This is a genomic window from Peptoniphilus mikwangii, assembly GCF_000468535.1.
Classification (GTDB): Bacteria; Bacillota; Clostridia; order Tissierellales; family Peptoniphilaceae; genus Anaerosphaera; species Anaerosphaera mikwangii.
The window spans coordinates 285,463-302,509 of record NZ_AUQY01000005.1 but is presented as its reverse complement, the minus strand read 5'-3'; the positions used below and the strand labels follow the sequence as shown (position 1 = coordinate 302,509).

Below are 17,047 nucleotides of genomic sequence, written 5' to 3'. Positions count from 1 at the left end.
TAACAGTCCCTACTACTATTATTATCTATATATACTATTATAGGAGGCAAGATATGAAAATTAGAATAGAGAGAAAAGAACTATCAAGACATATATCAATAGTTCAAAAAGCAATTTCATCAAGAACAACAATGCAAATTTTAGAAGGTATATTAATAATTGCAAAAGATAATTTATTGACACTGATTGCTTCTGATACTGAAATAAGTATAAAAACAACACTTCCCGCAATAATCTCGGATGAAGGGAAAATTGTAGTAAATTCAAGACTTTTTGGAGATATTATAAGAAAACTTCAAGGAGATATCATCGATTTTGAAATAAATCAAACAAATATGAATATAAAATGTCTAAAAAGTGAATTTAATATTCAATGTCAAGTTCCTGATGAATTTCCGGATCTTCCAAGAGTAGATGAAAATTTGACAATAAAATTAAAATCAAGTGATTTTAAAGAAGCTATCAGAAAAACTTCATTTGCAGTTTCTTTTGATGAAACAAGAGTTGCATTTACGGGAGTTTTAATGGATATAAAAAATAAAAAAATAAATTTTGTTGCACTTGACGGTTTTAGAATGGCACTTAAAAGCTTGGATACTGAATGTGAAGAAAATATAAGTGCAATAATTCCTGCAAGAAGTTTAAATGAACTTGTAAAAATAATCGAAAATGAAGAATATGTAAATTTAACTATCGGAAGAAATTCACTTAAATTTGATTTAGATAAAACTATTTTCTATACAACTTTATTAAGTGGAGAGTTTTTCAAATATGAAGGACTTATTAAAAATGACCAGTCAATAATCGTTGAAGTTTTAAAACATGATTTACAAAGTTCTCTTGAAAGGGCAAGTCTTCTTGCAAAAGAAGATAAAGCAAATCTTGTTAAATTAGATATGAAAGATTCTGAAATAGAAATAACTTCAAATTCTGAAATAGGAAATGTTGAAGAAAGTGTAGATGCGAAAATTTCGGGAGAAAATTTAAAAATAGCCTTTAATTCAAAATATTTATTAGAGGGAGTCAGAATAATAGAATCTGAAAAAGTTACACTTAATTTCACAGATTCTATTAATCCATGTATCATAAGAGAAGAAGATGACAAAGATTATATTTATCTTGTATTACCTGTGAGACTTGCTAATTAGGTGATAAAATGGAAAATAATTATATAAAATTAGACAGTTTTCTAAAACTTAAAAATTTAGTTCAAAGCGGAGGAGAAGCAAAGCTTTTTATACAACAGGGAGAAGTTTTTGTAAACGGAGAAATTGAATATAGACGAGGAAAAAAACTTGTAAATGGAGATAAAGTTGAATTTAACGGAGAGACATTTATTGTCGGCGAATAATGAAGATTTTAAATTTAGAGCTTTCAAATTTTAGAAATTATAAATATTTATATTATAATCCAAAAGGACAAATAAATGTTATAACCGGTGAAAATGCAATGGGAAAAACAAATTTACTTGAGGCAATTTATGTTTTAACTGTTGGAAAATCATTTAGAACCGTAAAAGACAGTGAGCTTATTCAAATTGGAGGAGAACAGACAAATTTAAAAGCTCTTTCAATCAATTTTGAATATGAGGATTATTTGGATGTAAATATCTATAAGGATAAGAAAAATAAATATTCTATAAATTCTGATGATATGAATTTAAGCAAATATAGAAGAGATTTTTCTTCTGTTATATTTTCTCCGTCAGATTTAAATATGGTAAAATTTTCTCCATCGGAAAGGAGAAAATATTTAGATAGTTTAATTTTAAAATTAAGTTCTGTATATGAGCATAATTTATATAGATATAGAAAAATAATTTTTGAGAGAAATAAATTATTAAAGAAAAATATAAATTATGATTTGCTTGAAGTATATGATTTTCAACTTGCAAAGTATGGAGTTAAAATTTTAAGGGAAAGACTTAAAATTTTAAAAGAATTTGAAAATTATGTAAAATATCATTTTTCAAATTTATCCGGAGGGGAAAATTTAAAAATAACATATTTAAGTACAATTCCTCTGATGTCTGATGAAGAGGAAATGGAAAAAATATTTTTAGACAGTTTGAAAAATTGTAGAAAAAGAGATTTAGAAATAAAGTTCACTACAATAGGTCCTCACAGAGATGATATAGATTTTAAAATAGAAAATTTAAGTGCTAAAACTTATGGTTCACAGGGAGAAATAAGAACTGTTGTTTTAAGTCTTAAGTTATCAGAAGTGGATATTATAAAAAATTATCAAAAAAACAGCCCTTTACTACTTCTTGACGATGTATTTTCAGAACTTGATAAAAATAGAGCATCTTATTTAATAAATAGTTTAAAAAATATGCAGACATTTATAACTTCTACAAATTTAAATGAAGAGAATTTCAGAAGTTTAAATGCTGATTTTTATGAAATAAAAAATGGACAGATTATCAATTATTAGATTAGGAGAAGGAAATGAAAGAAAATAAAAACAGACAGTATGGAGCAGAAGACATACAAGTCCTTACAGGTCTTGAACCTGTAAGAAAAAGACCGGGTATGTATATCGGTTCTACAGGTTCAAAGGGACTTCATCATTTAGTTTATGAAGTTGTGGATAACTCAATAGATGAAGCACTTGCCGGAATTTGTGATCATATTTTAGTTGAAATTTATGAGGATAATTCTGTCAGTGTATCAGATAACGGTTCGGGAATTCCGACTGAAATACACCCACAGACAGGAAAAAGTACAGTTGAAACAGTTCTTACAATTTTACATGCAGGTGGAAAGTTTAATAACGGAGCTTATAAAGTTTCAGGAGGACTTCATGGAGTTGGGGTTTCAGTTGTAAATGCACTTTCCACGGAGCTTATTGTAAATGTAAAGAGAAACGGAAATATATATGAACAAAAATTTTCGAGAGGAATTGCAAAAACTCAGTTAATTGAAGTAGAGAAACTGAAAAAAGAAGAAACCGGAACAAAAATATTTTTTAGACCTGATCCTGAAATTTTTGATACTGTTGAATTTGAATTTGAAATTTTATCTAAAAGATTTAGAGAAATGGCATTTCTAAATAAGGGGATAAAAATTCAATTTATAGATCATAGAATTGGAAAAGATGAAACATATCACTATGAAGGTGGAATTAAATCATTCGTAGAATATATAAATAGAAAAAAAACTGCAATACACAAGGAAATAATATATATTGATGAAATTAGAGAAAATACAGCTGTTGAAATAGCACTTCAGTATACGGATTCATACACAGAAAATATACTCACATTTGCAAATAATATAAATACAGAAGAAGGAGGGTCACATCTTTCGGGATTTAGATCTGCTCTTACAAGATGTATTAATGATTATGGCAGAAAATATAATATAATTAAGGATAAAGAAGAAAATCTTTCGGGAGAAGATGTTAGAGAAGGACTTACAGGAGTAATAAGTGTAAAACTTCCAAATCCTCAATTTGAAGGACAAACTAAAGCAAAACTTGGAAATTCAGAAACAAGAGGTATCGTAGATTCATCTGTATTTGAAAATTTGTCGAGCTTTCTTGAAGAAAATCCTAAAGTTGCAAAGACAATACTTGAAAAATCTCTATCAGCAAGAAGAGCGAGAGAAGCTGCAAGAAAAGCAAGAGATCTTACAAGAAAGAAAAATATACTTGAATCTATGACACTTCCCGGAAAACTTGCCGATTGTCAAAATTCAGATAACGAAATAACAGAAATATTTTTAGTCGAAGGAGATTCTGCCGGCGGTTCTGCAAAAGATGCAAGAGATTCAGTATTTCAAGCAATACTTCCTCTAAGAGGAAAAATAATGAATGTAGAAAAGGCAAGACTTGATAAAATATTAAATTCTGATGAAATAAAGGCCATGATAACAGCTTTCGGAACAGGAATAGGCTCTGAATTTTCAATAGATAATTTAAGATATAATAAGATAATAATTATGACAGATGCCGATGTTGACGGTGCACATATAATGACACTTCTTCTTACATTTTTCTTCAGATATATGCGTCCTCTTATTGAAGAAGGACATGTGTATGTTGCACAACCTCCGCTTTTTGGAATATTAAAAGGTACGAAGGCTCTTAGATATTGTTATGATGATAGAGAATTACAAAGAGCTTTAAATGAGCTTGGACGTGATAAAAAATTTGACATTAAAAGATATAAAGGTCTTGGTGAAATGAATCCTGAAGATCTTTGGGAAACAACGATGAATCCTGATCACAGAATACTTTTAAAAGTTGAAATAAAAGATGCAATAGAAGCTGATGAGACTTTTTCAATGTTAATGGGTTCTGAAGTAGAACCAAGACGTGATTTCATACAGGAAAATGCCTTATTTGTTGAAAATATAGATGCATAGGAGGAAATATGACTGAAATTTATGATAAAGGAGTAATTGATGTAGGATTAGAAGAAAAAATGAGAAAATCCTATCTTGATTATTCTATGAGTGTAATAGTATCTCGTGCCTTGCCGGATGTTAAAGATGGATTGAAACCTGTTCATAGAAGAATAATTTACGGAATGCAAGTTCTTGGACTTCAACCGAATGGACCATATAGAAAATCTGCAAGACTTGTCGGAGATGTAATGGGTAAATTTCACCCTCATGGTGATTCATCAATCTATGATGCTGCAGTAAGACTTGCACAAGAATTTAATACAAGATATCCTCTTGTTGACGGACAGGGAAACTTTGGTAATATAGACGGAGACAGTGCTGCCGCTATGCGTTATACTGAGCTTAGAATGACAAAGCTCACTCAGGAAATGCTAAGAGATATAAATAAAGATACTGTTGACTTTAAACCGAATTTTGATGAAGAAGAAATTGAACCTGTTGTTTTGCCGTCAAGATTTCCAAATCTTTTGGTAAACGGTTCAGCAGGTATTGCGGTAGGTATGGCTACAAATATGCCGCCTCATAATTTAACAGAGGTAATAAACGGAACAATAAGTTTTATAGATAATGAAGAAATTACTATTGATGAACTTATGAATACAATAAAAGGGCCGGATTTTCCAACAGGTGCATATATTATGGGCAGAGAGGGAATAAAAGAGGCTTATAAGACAGGAAGAGGAAAAATTCAAGTTCGAGCAGTTGCAGAAATTGAAGAAGAAAAAAATAAGAGAAGAATAGTAGTAAGAGAAATTCCTTATCAGGTTAATAAATCAAATCTTATAATGAAAATTGCAGAGCTTGTAAAAAATAAAGTAATAGATGGAATTTCTGCAATAAGAGATGAATCTACAAGAAAGGGAATAAGAATTGCAATTGATCTAAAGAGGGATGCAAACCCTAATGTAGTTTTAAATAAGTTATATAAGAATACTCAAATGCAAACAACTTTTGGAATAATAAATCTTGCACTTGTAAATGGAGTACCTAAGATATTAAATTTAAAGGAACTTATTTCATACTATGTAGATCATCAAATTAATGTAGTTACAAGAAGAACAAAATTTGATCTTGAAAAGGCTAAAGCAAGAGCACATATAGTCGAAGGATTGAAAATTGCACTTGATAATATTGACAGAATAATAGAAATAGTAAGATCATCAAGAAATGATGATGAGGCAAAAATTAAGTTTACTGAAGAATTCGGACTTACAGAAATTCAAGGTCAAGCAATTCTTGATATGAGAATTAGAAGACTTACAGGACTTGAAAGAGAAAAGCTTGATGAAGAATATAAAGAATTAATAAGATTAATTGCAGAGTTTACCGAAATATTAGAAAATCATGAAAAGCTTATGTCTATAATAAAAGATGAATTAATAGAAATAAGAGATAAATTCGGTGATTTAAGACGTACTGTAATAAAATCCGCGGCAGGAGAAATTGATCTTGAAGATATAATAAAAGAAGAAGATGTTGTAATAACACTTACTCAATTCGGATATATTAAGAGAATGCCGGAGGGAACATATAAACCTCAAAAGAGAGGTGGAAGAGGAATATCAGCTCTTACTACAAGAGAAGAAGATTTTGTAAATGATTTATTTATAACATCAACTCATGATTTGATATTGTTCTTTACAAATCTTGGACGAGCCTATGTTCTTAAAGCATATGAAATACCTGAAAGTTCAAGACAATCGAAAGGAACGGCAATAATAAATATATTAAATCTTTCTGCAAATGAAAAAGTTCAGTCAATAATTCCTGTTAGGGAATATGACCCTAATTTAAATATAGTTATGGCTACAAAAGATGGAATTATAAAGAGAATATCTTTTGAAGAAATAAAAAATATAAGAAAATCAGGAATTAATGCAATGACTTTAAGAGATGGAGATTCAATAATAGGTACAAGACTTACAACGGGAGAAGATGAACTTATATTAGTAACTAAAAAGGGAATGAGTATAAGATTTAAAGAAGATGAAGTAAGACTTACAGGAAGAACATCCATGGGAGTTAAAGCAATAGAACTTAATAAAGATGATGAAGTAGTAGGATTTGATGTAGTAAGTGCCGATAAGTATCTTCTTGTAATATCTCAAAACGGTTTTGGAAAACTTACACCGATTGATGAATATAGAATTCAATCAAGAGCAGGTAAGGGAATAATAACATATAAGGTAAAAGATAAAACCGGAGATCTTGTATCTGCTAAGATAATTGATAAAAATGATGAAATTATGATGATTACTTCAGAGGGAATAATAATAAGAATAGAAACTGAAGGTATTTCTGTAATGGGAAGATCTACATCAGGAGTAAAACTTATGAATATAAAAGATTCAGAAGTAGTTGCAGTTGCAAAATATATTGGTGATTGAGGAGAAAAGTATGTTCAATATAGAATTTGAAAATTCAGAAAAATTAATAGTGTATCCAAAAGGAGAGCTTGATGTATATACCTCACCTGAATTTAAAGAAAGTGTTATAAATAAATACAGAAAAGATAAAAAAAATATATTAATAGATGCTGAGGAACTTGAATATATTGATTCAACAGGACTTGGAGCGTTGATTTTTATATTAAATGAAATTTCGGAAGATGAGAATAAAATAACACTTATAAACGTAAAATCGAGTATAAAAAAATTATTTACAATAACAAAGCTTGACAGCGTATTCGAAATGAGGGATTAATATGGAAAATATATACCTTTCTATACCAAATAAGGCGGAATATTTTAGTTCAGTAAGACTTTTTGTATCAGGTATAATGTCAAATTTAAATCTTGATATAGAAACAGTTGAAGATATAAAAATGGCAATAAATGAAGGACTTACAATAGCGTATGAACTTCAATGTAACGAAATGATAAATATCGAAATTGAAGTAACAGATGAAAAATGTAAAGTTACAATATCTGAAATATGTAAAGAAAAAATAGAAAGACTTGAACAGCTTTCACTTTCAAACACAATAATAGAATGTCTTGTAGATGATAGTTATATTGAAGATGAATCAATAATATTTATAATTAATTTATAGGGAAGATGCTATGAAATTAGAAGAATATCATATTTTGGGAAGAAAACTTGATAAAAGTGAAAGAAAAGAGCTTTTTGAAGCATATAAACTGAATAAAGACCCTGAAATCAGAGATATTTTAATAGAAGAGCATCTGTATATAGCAGAAATATTATCTAAAAAATACTCAGGAAGAGGAATAGATTATGATGACATATTTCAAGTTGCATCTATCGGACTTATATATGCTATTGACAGATATGATTTTGAAAAAGGATATGAATTTTCATCATTTGCAACACCTACAATCATAGGAGAAATAAAAAAATATTTCAGAGATAAGGGTTGGACAATCAGAGTTCCACGAAGAATTCAAGAACTATCCAAAAAAATAAATAATGCTAAAACTCAACTAACTCAAGAACTTCAAAGAATTCCTACAGTAGAGGATATAGCAGATTATCTTGAAACAACACCTGAAGAAGTAATTGAAGCTATGGAAGCAAGCAAGGTATATACACCGCAATCATTAGATGTAACTTATGATACTAATGGAGATGATAAGGAATTGAACCTTGCAGATTTAGTTGGAGAAAATGAAAAATATTTTGAAAAGATAGAAATGAAAGATTTTTTAGAAAGAGCTATGTCTGAATTAAATGATATGGAAAGAACTATTCTGATAGAAAGATACTTTGAAAAGAAAACTCAAGTTGCCATAGCTGAAAAATTAGATATATCTCAGATGACAATATCTCGAATAGAAAAAAAAGTGCTGAAAAAAATGAGAGAAGAGATAAAAAAAATAATGTAGAGAGCGGATAACACCGCTCTTTTATTTATGCTAAGCTATATTATAAAAATTAATAATAAAAATTTAAAATAGAACAGAAAATAAAAAAACCGAAGATAATATTTTTAAATCTCCGGCATAATTTATATTATTAAAAATTTCTTCTTATTACAAAGTTTAAAATTTCATCTTCAAATGTGACACTTGCCTCATCAATAAGCGTTCCGAGTATATTATAGTCACTACCTGTGTGACCGAATCCTAAAATTCCGTCATAATAATCTTCAACTTCACTCATTCTCTTTGAATTCATTATAAACATTAAGTCATCTACACTTTTTGGGGGAGTTTTGGTTTTTCCTCTCGCACTTATAATGAAATGATCTTCATAAAATGTTACATATATTGAAAATGTATGAATGTTTTCCGAAAAAAAATAGTACATCAATTCATCTGATATTTCTCTTGCTTTTATTTCTTCTTTTTTTATTACGCTATTCATCTTTAAACCTCTCAATTATATTATTAATGGATTTTATTATAGGTACAATGGTTGCTGCAATAAAACCTCCTGAAAAACCGTTATTATAAAGATTTGTTCCCCCATGTAAATATCCTATATTCATTACCATTGAAACATGGAAAAAACCTGCAATGATTCCCCAAATTATTCCAAATTCTCCTGCAATCGGAGCTAAGGTTGTTCCGAAAAGTGCAGTTATCATTGATATTGTAGATTTAGGATTATATTTATTAAAAAACTGTGCGAGATACACTCCGATTAAAATAGGAATTGAATTTTTGGGGTGATTTCCAAATGCAGAAAATCCGATTATCGTAAATATGGCTCCAAGTATCGGACCGTTTAAATTTCCTCCAATCAGTAAGACATAGATAGTTGAGATAGTTCCCATAATCGCCATATTTATAAGAGTTATTCCGCTTCCATATATCAAATCAAAATCGGCAATCAGTCTTCCGGTATTATTCATAAGTTTTTTATATCCGGAAAATGATCTGTTATTTATGATAAATCCAAGTATAAATAAAAATAAGAAAAATGGAAATAGAAAAAATGAAATTTTTAAATTATTTCCAAGAGATATAATATTTCTGATTTCAACATTTTTATCGAACATTCTCAAAAATCCGGTTAAGAACATTCCAATCATTCCTGCGGTAAAACCTGTATTATATAAATTATAACCTTGATGAAAACTTAGAAATGAAGATGCAAGAGGTGAAATTACAAATCCGATTAAAATTCCCACACTGCATCCTGCAATTATTCCATATTTCAAACTAAGCCCGGCTGAAAATGTAAGAAAGCTTACCATTGGACATAATGCTGTTGCAAACATACTTATAATTAAAACTTTGTTAAATTTTACTTTTTCAACAAGGCAATACAAATATACACCAAACATAATTGGCAATGAATTATATATGTTTTTTCCGAAAAATGAAAATCCGCATACAGTAAATACTGCGGCAATAATAGGACCTGTTATGGTTGCTTTGTTTTTCTTTAATACGATTGCGGATATAAGTGTCATAATACCTCCGTTAAACAGAGTGGCACCTATATTTGAAATTGCTATGTAATCTGTAATCAAATGGCATGGAGAAAGTATAATTTTCTTCATGCCATTTAGTATTTCTGTAGGTGAATTAAAAGCAAGGCTGCTCAGCATTAATAAAAATGCAAAATAAAATATGAATTTTAATTTAAAATCATTTGATATTGATTTGTTGTTTTTAAGTCTTGAAAATACTTGAGTCTCGATAATAAACACCTCCAAAAGGGTAATATGGGATTAAATAATAGTTTCAAGTTTAATTTTTTTGTCAAATAAATATAGATTTGTATATGTTGCATATTCATATGGAGTTAAAAGTATGACACCAAGTCCAAACAGCAATGACGATAGAATTTCCCATCCTATAAAAGAAAGGTTTAAAACGAAAATATCATATTTTTCACCTTCGGTCATTTTTTTACTTATTGAAATTGCTTCTCCAAGAGATAAATCAGGGTTTTCCGCAAGAATATAATCTACGAAGTAATATTCATATGATTTATAAATCCCGGGAATTATTAAAAGTAAGGTCCACAGTGCAATAAATATGTCTTTTAATAATAATTTAACGGATAATTTAAACCAAGAGTTATCTCTATATGCACTTATAACATTAGAAATGTCGGCATTATCATTTTCATATCCGTCTATAAAAAATCTCAGCATTCCGATTTTAATCGGATTTAATATAAAAATTTTAACAACGGATAAAATAATTATAATCATAACTATAATAGAGTTTGCTATTGTAAAAGTTGCTGCACTTACAATTGATACTAAAGGTTTAAAAATATTTGATATTCTTAATAATTTTAAACCTTCTTTAGGTAAATTTGAGTTTTCGCTTTTTACATTTAAAAAGTGTTTGTGCGGCATCATATGCTTATTTAAATGAAACTGGTATTTGTACTTAGTTTCGGAAAAAGGAAAATGACTTTCTCTTTTTTCAAAATTAATATTGGTATTCAAAATTGAAAATATAATACATACTATAATTGCCTCTTTTAAATGTTTTCTCAAAAATATTTTTGCGTTGTCCTTAAGTTGTTTTCTTGTCCACATTTTAATACCTCCTATAAATTAATTATAGCATTAGTTAAATAAAAAATTCAATTAATAAAGTTGAGTAATCCACAAATGAACAAAAAACCTCTTAAATTGTTAATAACTTTAAGAGGTTTTTATGATTAATCAACAGTTTAAATAAATATAAAACCGGCTTCCAAAACTATTCCGAGAATTGCACCTATAGCAATTAATTTTAGCATATCGACCTTTCTGTAATAGAGTATAAATCCGATTATAAATGTTATTATTGCAGAAATTTTCACATTTGAAAATCCGTTTGGAAACATACTTGTGTGTATAAGCTTTAATGCAGACATAAAAATTAACGATGCAAGACCGGCTCTTATACCGTTTAGCATCCATTCAAGAACTTTAAATTTTTTATTCTTTTTAAATAAAAAATGTCCGAGAAACATCATTAAAAGAAATTGTGGAGTTACAATAGCTGCTGTTGCGACAATCGAACCTAAAACACCGCCGACTTTTTGTCCTACAAAAGTTGCGGAATTTATTGCGATAGGACCGGGAGTCATTTGTGAAATTGAGACTAAATCACGAAATTCCATTTTAGAAATCCAATTATTTTCATTTACTATGTATCTTTCGATAAGTGGTATTGAAGCATATCCTCCTCCAAAAGCAAGTGTTCCGATTTTTAAAAAAGTAAAATACAGTTGAACAATTAAATTATCCATGGTACCTCCTGTCTATTACAAAAAAGATACTTATTCCGAGAACTGCACAAAGAAGAATCAAATGAGAAGTTTTTACTTTTAGGAAAAAACCTAAAATAAAAATTAAAATCATGACTATACTCGAAAATCCGGGATATTTTTTATATGCAATACTTCCCATATTATAAACTGTAAGTAATAGTACGGCACATATTACTCCGCTTATTCCGTCAAGTATCGCATTTACAAAAAAATTTGTTCTGAACTTGGAATAAAATATGGAAACAGTTGAGAGAATTATAAGACATGGAAGAACTGATGCGCTCAGTGTAGTTAATGCACCTGCTACACCTCTTAACTTATAGCCTGTTAAAATTGATGTAGATATTGCCATTGCACCCGGTCCTCCCTGGGCAAGAGCCAAAATATCAAGCATTTCATCTTCAGAAAGCAGTTTATAATCATTTACAAAAACATCCTTTATGACGGGTACAATTGTATATCCGCCCCCGAATGTAACGGCATTTATTTTAAAAAATGTCAAAAAAAGCTTAATTAAAGATATTTTTTTCATAATAAAATCACCGTTTTTATTATAACACCATTGTCAAATAATGGAAAATTTCTAAAATTTATGTAATAATAATATAAGGAGGATATTATGAATAGAGTAGGAATAATAGGAATTGGAAATATGGGTAAGGCCATAGCCTATGGACTTATAAAAAATAATAGAGAAATTATAATTTCAAATAGAAGTAATGAGAAATTAAGAGAATTTGAAGAATATAAAAATGTAAAAATAGCATCTTCAAATTCAGAACTTGTAGAAAATTCGAAATATATAATATTAGCCGTAAAACCTAATATGTATGAAACAGTAATTGATGAAATAAGAGATACGGTTAATGATAAAATTATAATTTCGATAGCAGCGGGATTTACTATTGAAAAATTAAATAAATTACTTCCAAATAAAAAAATTGTAATGACTATGCCGAATACGCCTGCGATGGTTTTTGAGGCAATGTCTGCAATATGTCCTAATGAAATTTTAACGGAAGATGAAATTTTAGAAGTTATTGAAATTTTTAATTTATTTGGAAGGGCGGCAAGACTTGATGAGTCACAATTTTCTGCATTTTCAGCAGCTTGTGGTTGTCTGCCGGCTTATGTATATATGTTTATTGAAGCTGCAGCTGATAGTGCGGTTTTAAATGGAATGAAGAGGGAAGACGCCTATAATTTTATTTCTCAAACTGTTTTGGGATCTGCAAAAATGGTGCTTGAAACACAAGAACATCCTGCAAAGCTTAAAGATATGGTAACTTCACCGGGAGGTACAACTATAGAGGGAGTTAGAGTTTTAGAAAAAATGGGATTTAGAGCGGCAATTATAGATGCAATTTGTGCTGCGAATGAAAAATCTAAAAATATGTAAGGGGGAGAAACATATGAAAGATTTAATTATTTTTTTGGCTGAAGGATTTGAAGAAATAGAAGCTTTAACAGTTTGTGATTATTTGAGAAGGGCAAATCTTGAAGTGGAACTTGTCAGTATTTCTGAAGAGAAAGAAGTAAAATCTTCTCACGGAGTAAGAATTATTGCAGATAAGACAATAGATGAAATAAATTTTGAGGAATATAGAGGGGTATATATTCCGGGAGGGTTACCAGGTGCAGTAAATCTTGCAGCCGAAAAGAGAGTACTTGAACTTGTAGAAATGTACTATATGGAAGAAAAAATTGTGTCTGCAATTTGTGCAGGACCTGTTGTACTTGACAAAATAAATTTATTAAAAGATAAAAAGTTTACGTGCTATCCGGGATATGAAAACAATTTGAGTTCTAAAAATAGATTGGATAATGCAGTTGTATGTGATGAAAATATAATTACGGGAATGGGACCTGCATTTGCACAAAGTATAGCTTTTAAATTAATAGAAGCATTAAAAAACAAAGACAGTGCTGAAAAAATAAAAGAAGATACACTTTTTGTGAAATTAGTTGATTTTATAAAAAGAGATGAAGTAAAATAATTTGGATGTGATTTTTTGTATAGTGGATATTTAACTGATGTAGGAAATTTAAAAGTAGGTCATGCACAAAATTTTGACGGACTTACAGGAGTTACGGTAATAATACCTGAAAAAGGAGCTGTATGTGGAGTAGACGTAAGAGGAAGTGCTCCGGGAACAAGAGAAACGGATTTATTAAGACCTGAAAATCTTGTAGAGAAGGTAAATTGTGTTATGCTAAGCGGAGGATCTGCTTATGGACTTAATGCTGCAAGCGGAATTATGAAATACTTAGAGGAAAAAGAGCTTGGAATGGATGTTACCGTATGCAGAGTTCCTATAGTAGTAGGAGCAGTTATATTTGATTTAGCTGTAGGAGATCCACATTGTCGTCCCGACTTGGAGATGGGATATGAAGCTTGCAAAAATTCTAAAACCGAAGATACGTCTATGGGCTGTATAGGAGCGGGAACAGGAGCAACTGTTGGAAAAATCTTGGGAAATGATTTTTCAATGAAGTCGGGAATAGGACAAGCATCCATCCAAATCGGCAATTTAAAAATTACAGCACTTACAGTTCTAAATGCATTTGGAGATATATATGATGCTGAAAAAGGTATTCAAATCGCAGGCGTATATTCAAGAGAAGAAAAGAAATTTTTAGATACAATGAAAATTTATGAAGAAAAAACAGCAAACTATAATGCATTTAATAGGGCAACAAATACGACGATTTCAATAGTTGCAACAAATGCAAAATTAACTAAGGCAAATTGTAATAAAATTTCGCAAATGGCACACGACGGATATGCAAGAAGTATAGAACCTGTGCATACCATGTTTGACGGAGATACAATATTTACAATAGCAACAGGAGAAGTAGAGGCTGATATCAGCTTTGTAGGTATGACGGCAGCAAAGGTAATATCAAGAGCAATTTCAAATGCGGTATATTCGTCGAAAACAACAAAAGGGCTAATCTCCTATGAAGATATAAATTTGTAGGATTAGTAATATATTGAACGGTATCTTTAAGAACCGTATCAGGAGGTAAAAAATGAATAATGGAAGAAAGAGATCTGTTACAAACAGACAACTTGTAGTAGCAGCAATGCTTGGAGCAGTTACTGTAGTATTAGGACTTACTCCCCTTGGTTTTATTCCGCTTGGAATAATAAATGCAACTACTATGCACATTCCTGTAATAATTGCAGGAATATTGGAAGGTCCGATTGTAGGAGCGGCAGTCGGTTTAATATTTGGAGTATCAAGTTTATTTAATGCAATAACAAGGCCGGGACCTATATCATTTGTATTTTATAATCCGTTGATATCAATAGTTCCGAGAATTTTGATAGGGTTAGTTTCAGCTTATGTTTACAGGTTTTTAAAAGATAAAAACGAAAACAGCCTAAAAAAAGCGTCAACTGTTGCTTGGCTTGTAATAATAGCATTTTTAGCATATCTATTACAAAAAAATATTAAATCTAATGCAAACACAACTACGCTTGTACTGATGGGAATATTTTTAGTAATTTCAATATTTATGCTCTATTATACTTATAAGCATATGAATAATGATTTTTCAATAACTGCTGCAGCATTTTTAGGTTCTATGACAAATACGATTTTTGTACTTGGAGGCATATATATTATATATGCGGAAAGATATATGAATACTATCGGAAAACCTATCGAACAAGCAAGAACTGCAATTTTAGGAGTAACTGTTACATCAGGAATACCTGAAGCTATTCTGTCGGTAATAATTACAACAGCTGTAGTAAAAGCAATGCTTTTAGGAAGAGGTAAATAAATGCTTTTAGCAATTAATATAGAAAATAAGGATACAATTTTTGGAATTTATAATAAAGATGAGCTCTTATACAAATTTAGAATAAAAACTGATATTTCAAAATCAGCTGATGAAATAGGAATTCTATATAAGCTTCTCTTACAAGATGTAGATATAAGCTTTCACAATATAGATGGAGTTATAATATCATCAGTTGTTCCCGATATGACTTACAATGTTGAAAAGATGATTAAAAAATATTGTAAACTTGAACCTGTGATAGTCGGAGTTGGAATTAAAACAGGACTTAACATAAAATGTGAAAATCCGAAAGAAGTGGGCTCAGATAGAATTTCAAATGCAGTTGCCGTATTAAATAAATTTAGAGGAAGTGCTATTATAATAAACTCCGGTTCAGTATTGACGTTTGATGTCGTAAATGAAAAATCTGATTTTCTTGGAGGACTTATAGTTTCTGGAATAAAGATTGCACGAGACGTAGTTACAACTGAAAATGCAAAACTGCCTAAAATAGAGATAGTAGAACCTAAAAAAGTTATAGGAAATACGACGGTAAAAGCTATGCAGTCCGGACTATATTATCAATATGTAAGCACAATAGATGGAATAATAGGTTATATATTAACTGAATTGGAATTAAAACCTGAAGATGTCAATATAGTAATGACGGGAAGTTTTTCGTCATTACTCACAAAAGATTCAAAATATAATTTAATTGTAGATAATAATTTGACACTAAAAGGACTTAAAATAATATATGAAATAAATAAAAAGATGTCTTAATTTTTATTAAGACATCTTTTTATTTATTTCAATACGATAGATCTTTCTATTCATGTTTTTGCTTGAAGTCTTAATAGACTTCCTTCTTTGTCATTTCGACTGTAGTCCCGTTAGCATTTTTCCCTTGTCATTTCGACTGAAATGCCTTTAGGCATGGAATGGAGAAATCTCATATAACGGTAGAAAGAAAAGAGATCTCTCCACTGCAATTAACTGCACTTAGTTTCGTTCATTTTCGGTCGAGATGACAGAAGAGAATGCTTGAGATAACAAAAAAGTCTTAGAAAAAATTGAAATATTTGATATAAATTATGTCTATATTCAAAGTTTAAAGGTTAAAAGAGAAAGGATATACTAAAAGTAAAGAAATTATAAGTTAAAATTGCTAAATAATTGTTAAAAAAAGTAGACTTTTTGTACCGTAATTTAGTATAATATACGAAATGGGATTTATATAGTTTGATATAGAAAGGTTTTGTTGGCTGAGGTTATCATTAGTTTATAAAGGTATCCTTTGAAAATAAAACTTTAATTTTGTTTTCAAAATTAAAATTATAAATTTTGAAAAGGAATAAAGAGGGGGAAATAAAATCAATGAAAAAGAGGATAATATTACAAAAAGTAATATCTTTTTTATTAGCTTTTATAATACTTTTAGGAGTTATCGTTCCAAGCAGTAGTGTTTTTGCAGAAAGTGAATCGTTAGAAACTACGGTTACGAAAAAATTAAGCATAAAGTCGAAGAAAGAACCTGATGCCAAAGACAGAAATATCTTATCGGGGAATGAGATTAAAGAAACAGTTATGAAAGCTGTTAATAAATATAGATGGAACTGAGAAGTTTTTAGATAAAAATTTTCTAATTAAATCTC

At 29.6% G+C, this 17,047-nt stretch carries 19 protein-coding genes; 14 read left to right on the top strand and 5 right to left on the bottom strand.

Annotated elements, in window-relative coordinates:
* Positions 1-53 precede the first annotated feature (53 nt).
* From dnaN to M915_RS06345, 8 genes are read left to right on the top strand one after another with little or no spacing between them, the layout of a single operon-like run.
* A complete protein-coding gene (dnaN, locus tag M915_RS06380) occupies positions 54-1,148 on the top strand; it encodes a DNA polymerase III subunit beta (protein ID WP_036730442.1) in 1,095 nt (364 codons plus the stop codon).
* Between the two features lie 8 nt (positions 1,149-1,156).
* On the top strand, positions 1,157-1,351 hold the full coding sequence (locus tag M915_RS06375; protein ID WP_009221623.1) for an RNA-binding S4 domain-containing protein: 195 nt from the start codon (positions 1,157-1,159) through the stop codon (positions 1,349-1,351).
* Positions 1,351-2,436, top strand: coding sequence for a DNA replication/repair protein RecF (recF, locus tag M915_RS06370; protein ID WP_036730440.1), 1,086 nt, complete (start codon positions 1,351-1,353; stop codon positions 2,434-2,436). The genes M915_RS06375 and recF overlap by 1 nt, the downstream gene beginning before the upstream one ends.
* A 14-nt stretch (positions 2,437-2,450) precedes the next feature.
* Complete coding sequence (gyrB, locus tag M915_RS06365) at positions 2,451-4,370, top strand: DNA topoisomerase (ATP-hydrolyzing) subunit B (protein WP_036730438.1); 1,920 nt, start codon at positions 2,451-2,453, stop codon at positions 4,368-4,370.
* 8 nt (positions 4,371-4,378) lie between these two features.
* Positions 4,379-6,799: a DNA gyrase subunit A gene (gene gyrA, locus M915_RS06360; protein ID WP_009221620.1), complete on the top strand. Its 2,421-nt coding sequence runs from the start codon at positions 4,379-4,381 to the stop codon at positions 6,797-6,799.
* A gap of 10 nt (positions 6,800-6,809) precedes the next feature.
* Positions 6,810-7,115, top strand: a complete 306-nt coding sequence (locus tag M915_RS06355; RefSeq protein WP_036730436.1) for an STAS domain-containing protein — start codon at positions 6,810-6,812, stop codon at positions 7,113-7,115.
* A gap of 1 nt (position 7,116) precedes the next feature.
* On the top strand, positions 7,117-7,464 hold the full coding sequence (locus tag M915_RS06350; RefSeq protein ID WP_009221618.1) for an ATP-binding protein: 348 nt from the start codon (positions 7,117-7,119) through the stop codon (positions 7,462-7,464).
* Between the two features lie 10 nt (positions 7,465-7,474).
* Entirely contained in the window at positions 7,475-8,257 is a 783-nt protein-coding gene (locus M915_RS06345) for a SigB/SigF/SigG family RNA polymerase sigma factor (RefSeq protein WP_009221617.1), read from the top strand.
* 130 nt (positions 8,258-8,387) lie between these two features.
* Here M915_RS06345 and M915_RS06340 read toward each other — a convergent pair whose 3' ends face one another.
* The 5 genes from M915_RS06340 to M915_RS06320 all read right to left on the bottom strand — a co-directional run bounded on the left by M915_RS06340 (position 8,388) and on the right by M915_RS06320 (position 12,132).
* The gene (locus tag M915_RS06340; protein WP_051259812.1) at positions 8,388-8,738 is read right to left on the bottom strand and encodes a hypothetical protein; all 351 of its coding nucleotides are present in this window, start codon (positions 8,736-8,738) and stop codon (positions 8,388-8,390) included.
* Positions 8,731-10,032 (bottom strand): DUF1576 domain-containing protein, encoded by a 1,302-nt coding sequence (locus M915_RS06335; RefSeq protein WP_081689758.1) that lies wholly within the window; start codon positions 10,030-10,032, stop codon positions 8,731-8,733. The genes M915_RS06340 and M915_RS06335 overlap by 8 nt, the downstream gene beginning before the upstream one ends.
* 21 nt (positions 10,033-10,053) lie before the next feature.
* Positions 10,054-10,878 carry a DUF975 family protein gene (locus M915_RS06330; protein ID WP_036730434.1) on the bottom strand — a complete coding sequence of 275 codons (825 nt, stop codon included), beginning with the start codon at positions 10,876-10,878 and terminating at the stop codon, positions 10,054-10,056.
* 137 nt (positions 10,879-11,015) lie between these two features.
* A complete protein-coding gene (locus M915_RS06325) occupies positions 11,016-11,579 on the bottom strand; it encodes a chromate transporter (protein WP_235043773.1) in 564 nt (187 codons plus the stop codon).
* Entirely contained in the window at positions 11,572-12,132 is a 561-nt protein-coding gene (locus M915_RS06320) for a chromate transporter (RefSeq protein WP_036730432.1), read from the bottom strand. Before M915_RS06320 ends, M915_RS06325 begins: the two co-directional genes overlap by 8 nt.
* Positions 12,133-12,219: 87 nt before the next feature.
* On the opposite strand from M915_RS06320, the gene proC reads away from it, so the two are divergent.
* The 6 genes from proC (at position 12,220) to M915_RS06290 (ending at position 17,012) form a co-directional block, all read left to right on the top strand.
* Positions 12,220-12,999 (top strand): pyrroline-5-carboxylate reductase, encoded by a 780-nt coding sequence (proC, locus tag M915_RS06315; RefSeq protein WP_009221613.1) that lies wholly within the window; start codon positions 12,220-12,222, stop codon positions 12,997-12,999.
* Positions 13,000-13,012: 13 nt separating this feature from the next.
* Complete coding sequence (locus tag M915_RS06310) at positions 13,013-13,597, top strand: DJ-1 family glyoxalase III (protein ID WP_036730431.1); 585 nt, start codon at positions 13,013-13,015, stop codon at positions 13,595-13,597.
* A 15-nt stretch (positions 13,598-13,612) separates the two neighbouring features.
* Positions 13,613-14,581 (top strand): P1 family peptidase, encoded by a 969-nt coding sequence (locus M915_RS06305; RefSeq protein WP_036730430.1) that lies wholly within the window; start codon positions 13,613-13,615, stop codon positions 14,579-14,581.
* 52 nt (positions 14,582-14,633) lie between these two features.
* Positions 14,634-15,392, top strand: coding sequence for an ECF transporter S component (locus M915_RS06300; RefSeq protein WP_036730429.1), 759 nt, complete (start codon positions 14,634-14,636; stop codon positions 15,390-15,392).
* Complete coding sequence (locus tag M915_RS06295; protein ID WP_036730428.1) at positions 15,393-16,175, top strand: type III pantothenate kinase; 783 nt, start codon at positions 15,393-15,395, stop codon at positions 16,173-16,175. It abuts the gene before it with no gap.
* Positions 16,176-16,769: 594 nt separating this feature from the next.
* Positions 16,770-17,012 carry a hypothetical protein gene (locus tag M915_RS06290; protein ID WP_036730426.1) on the top strand — a complete coding sequence of 81 codons (243 nt, stop codon included), beginning with the start codon at positions 16,770-16,772 and terminating at the stop codon, positions 17,010-17,012.
* Positions 17,013-17,047: the final 35 nt, after the last annotated feature.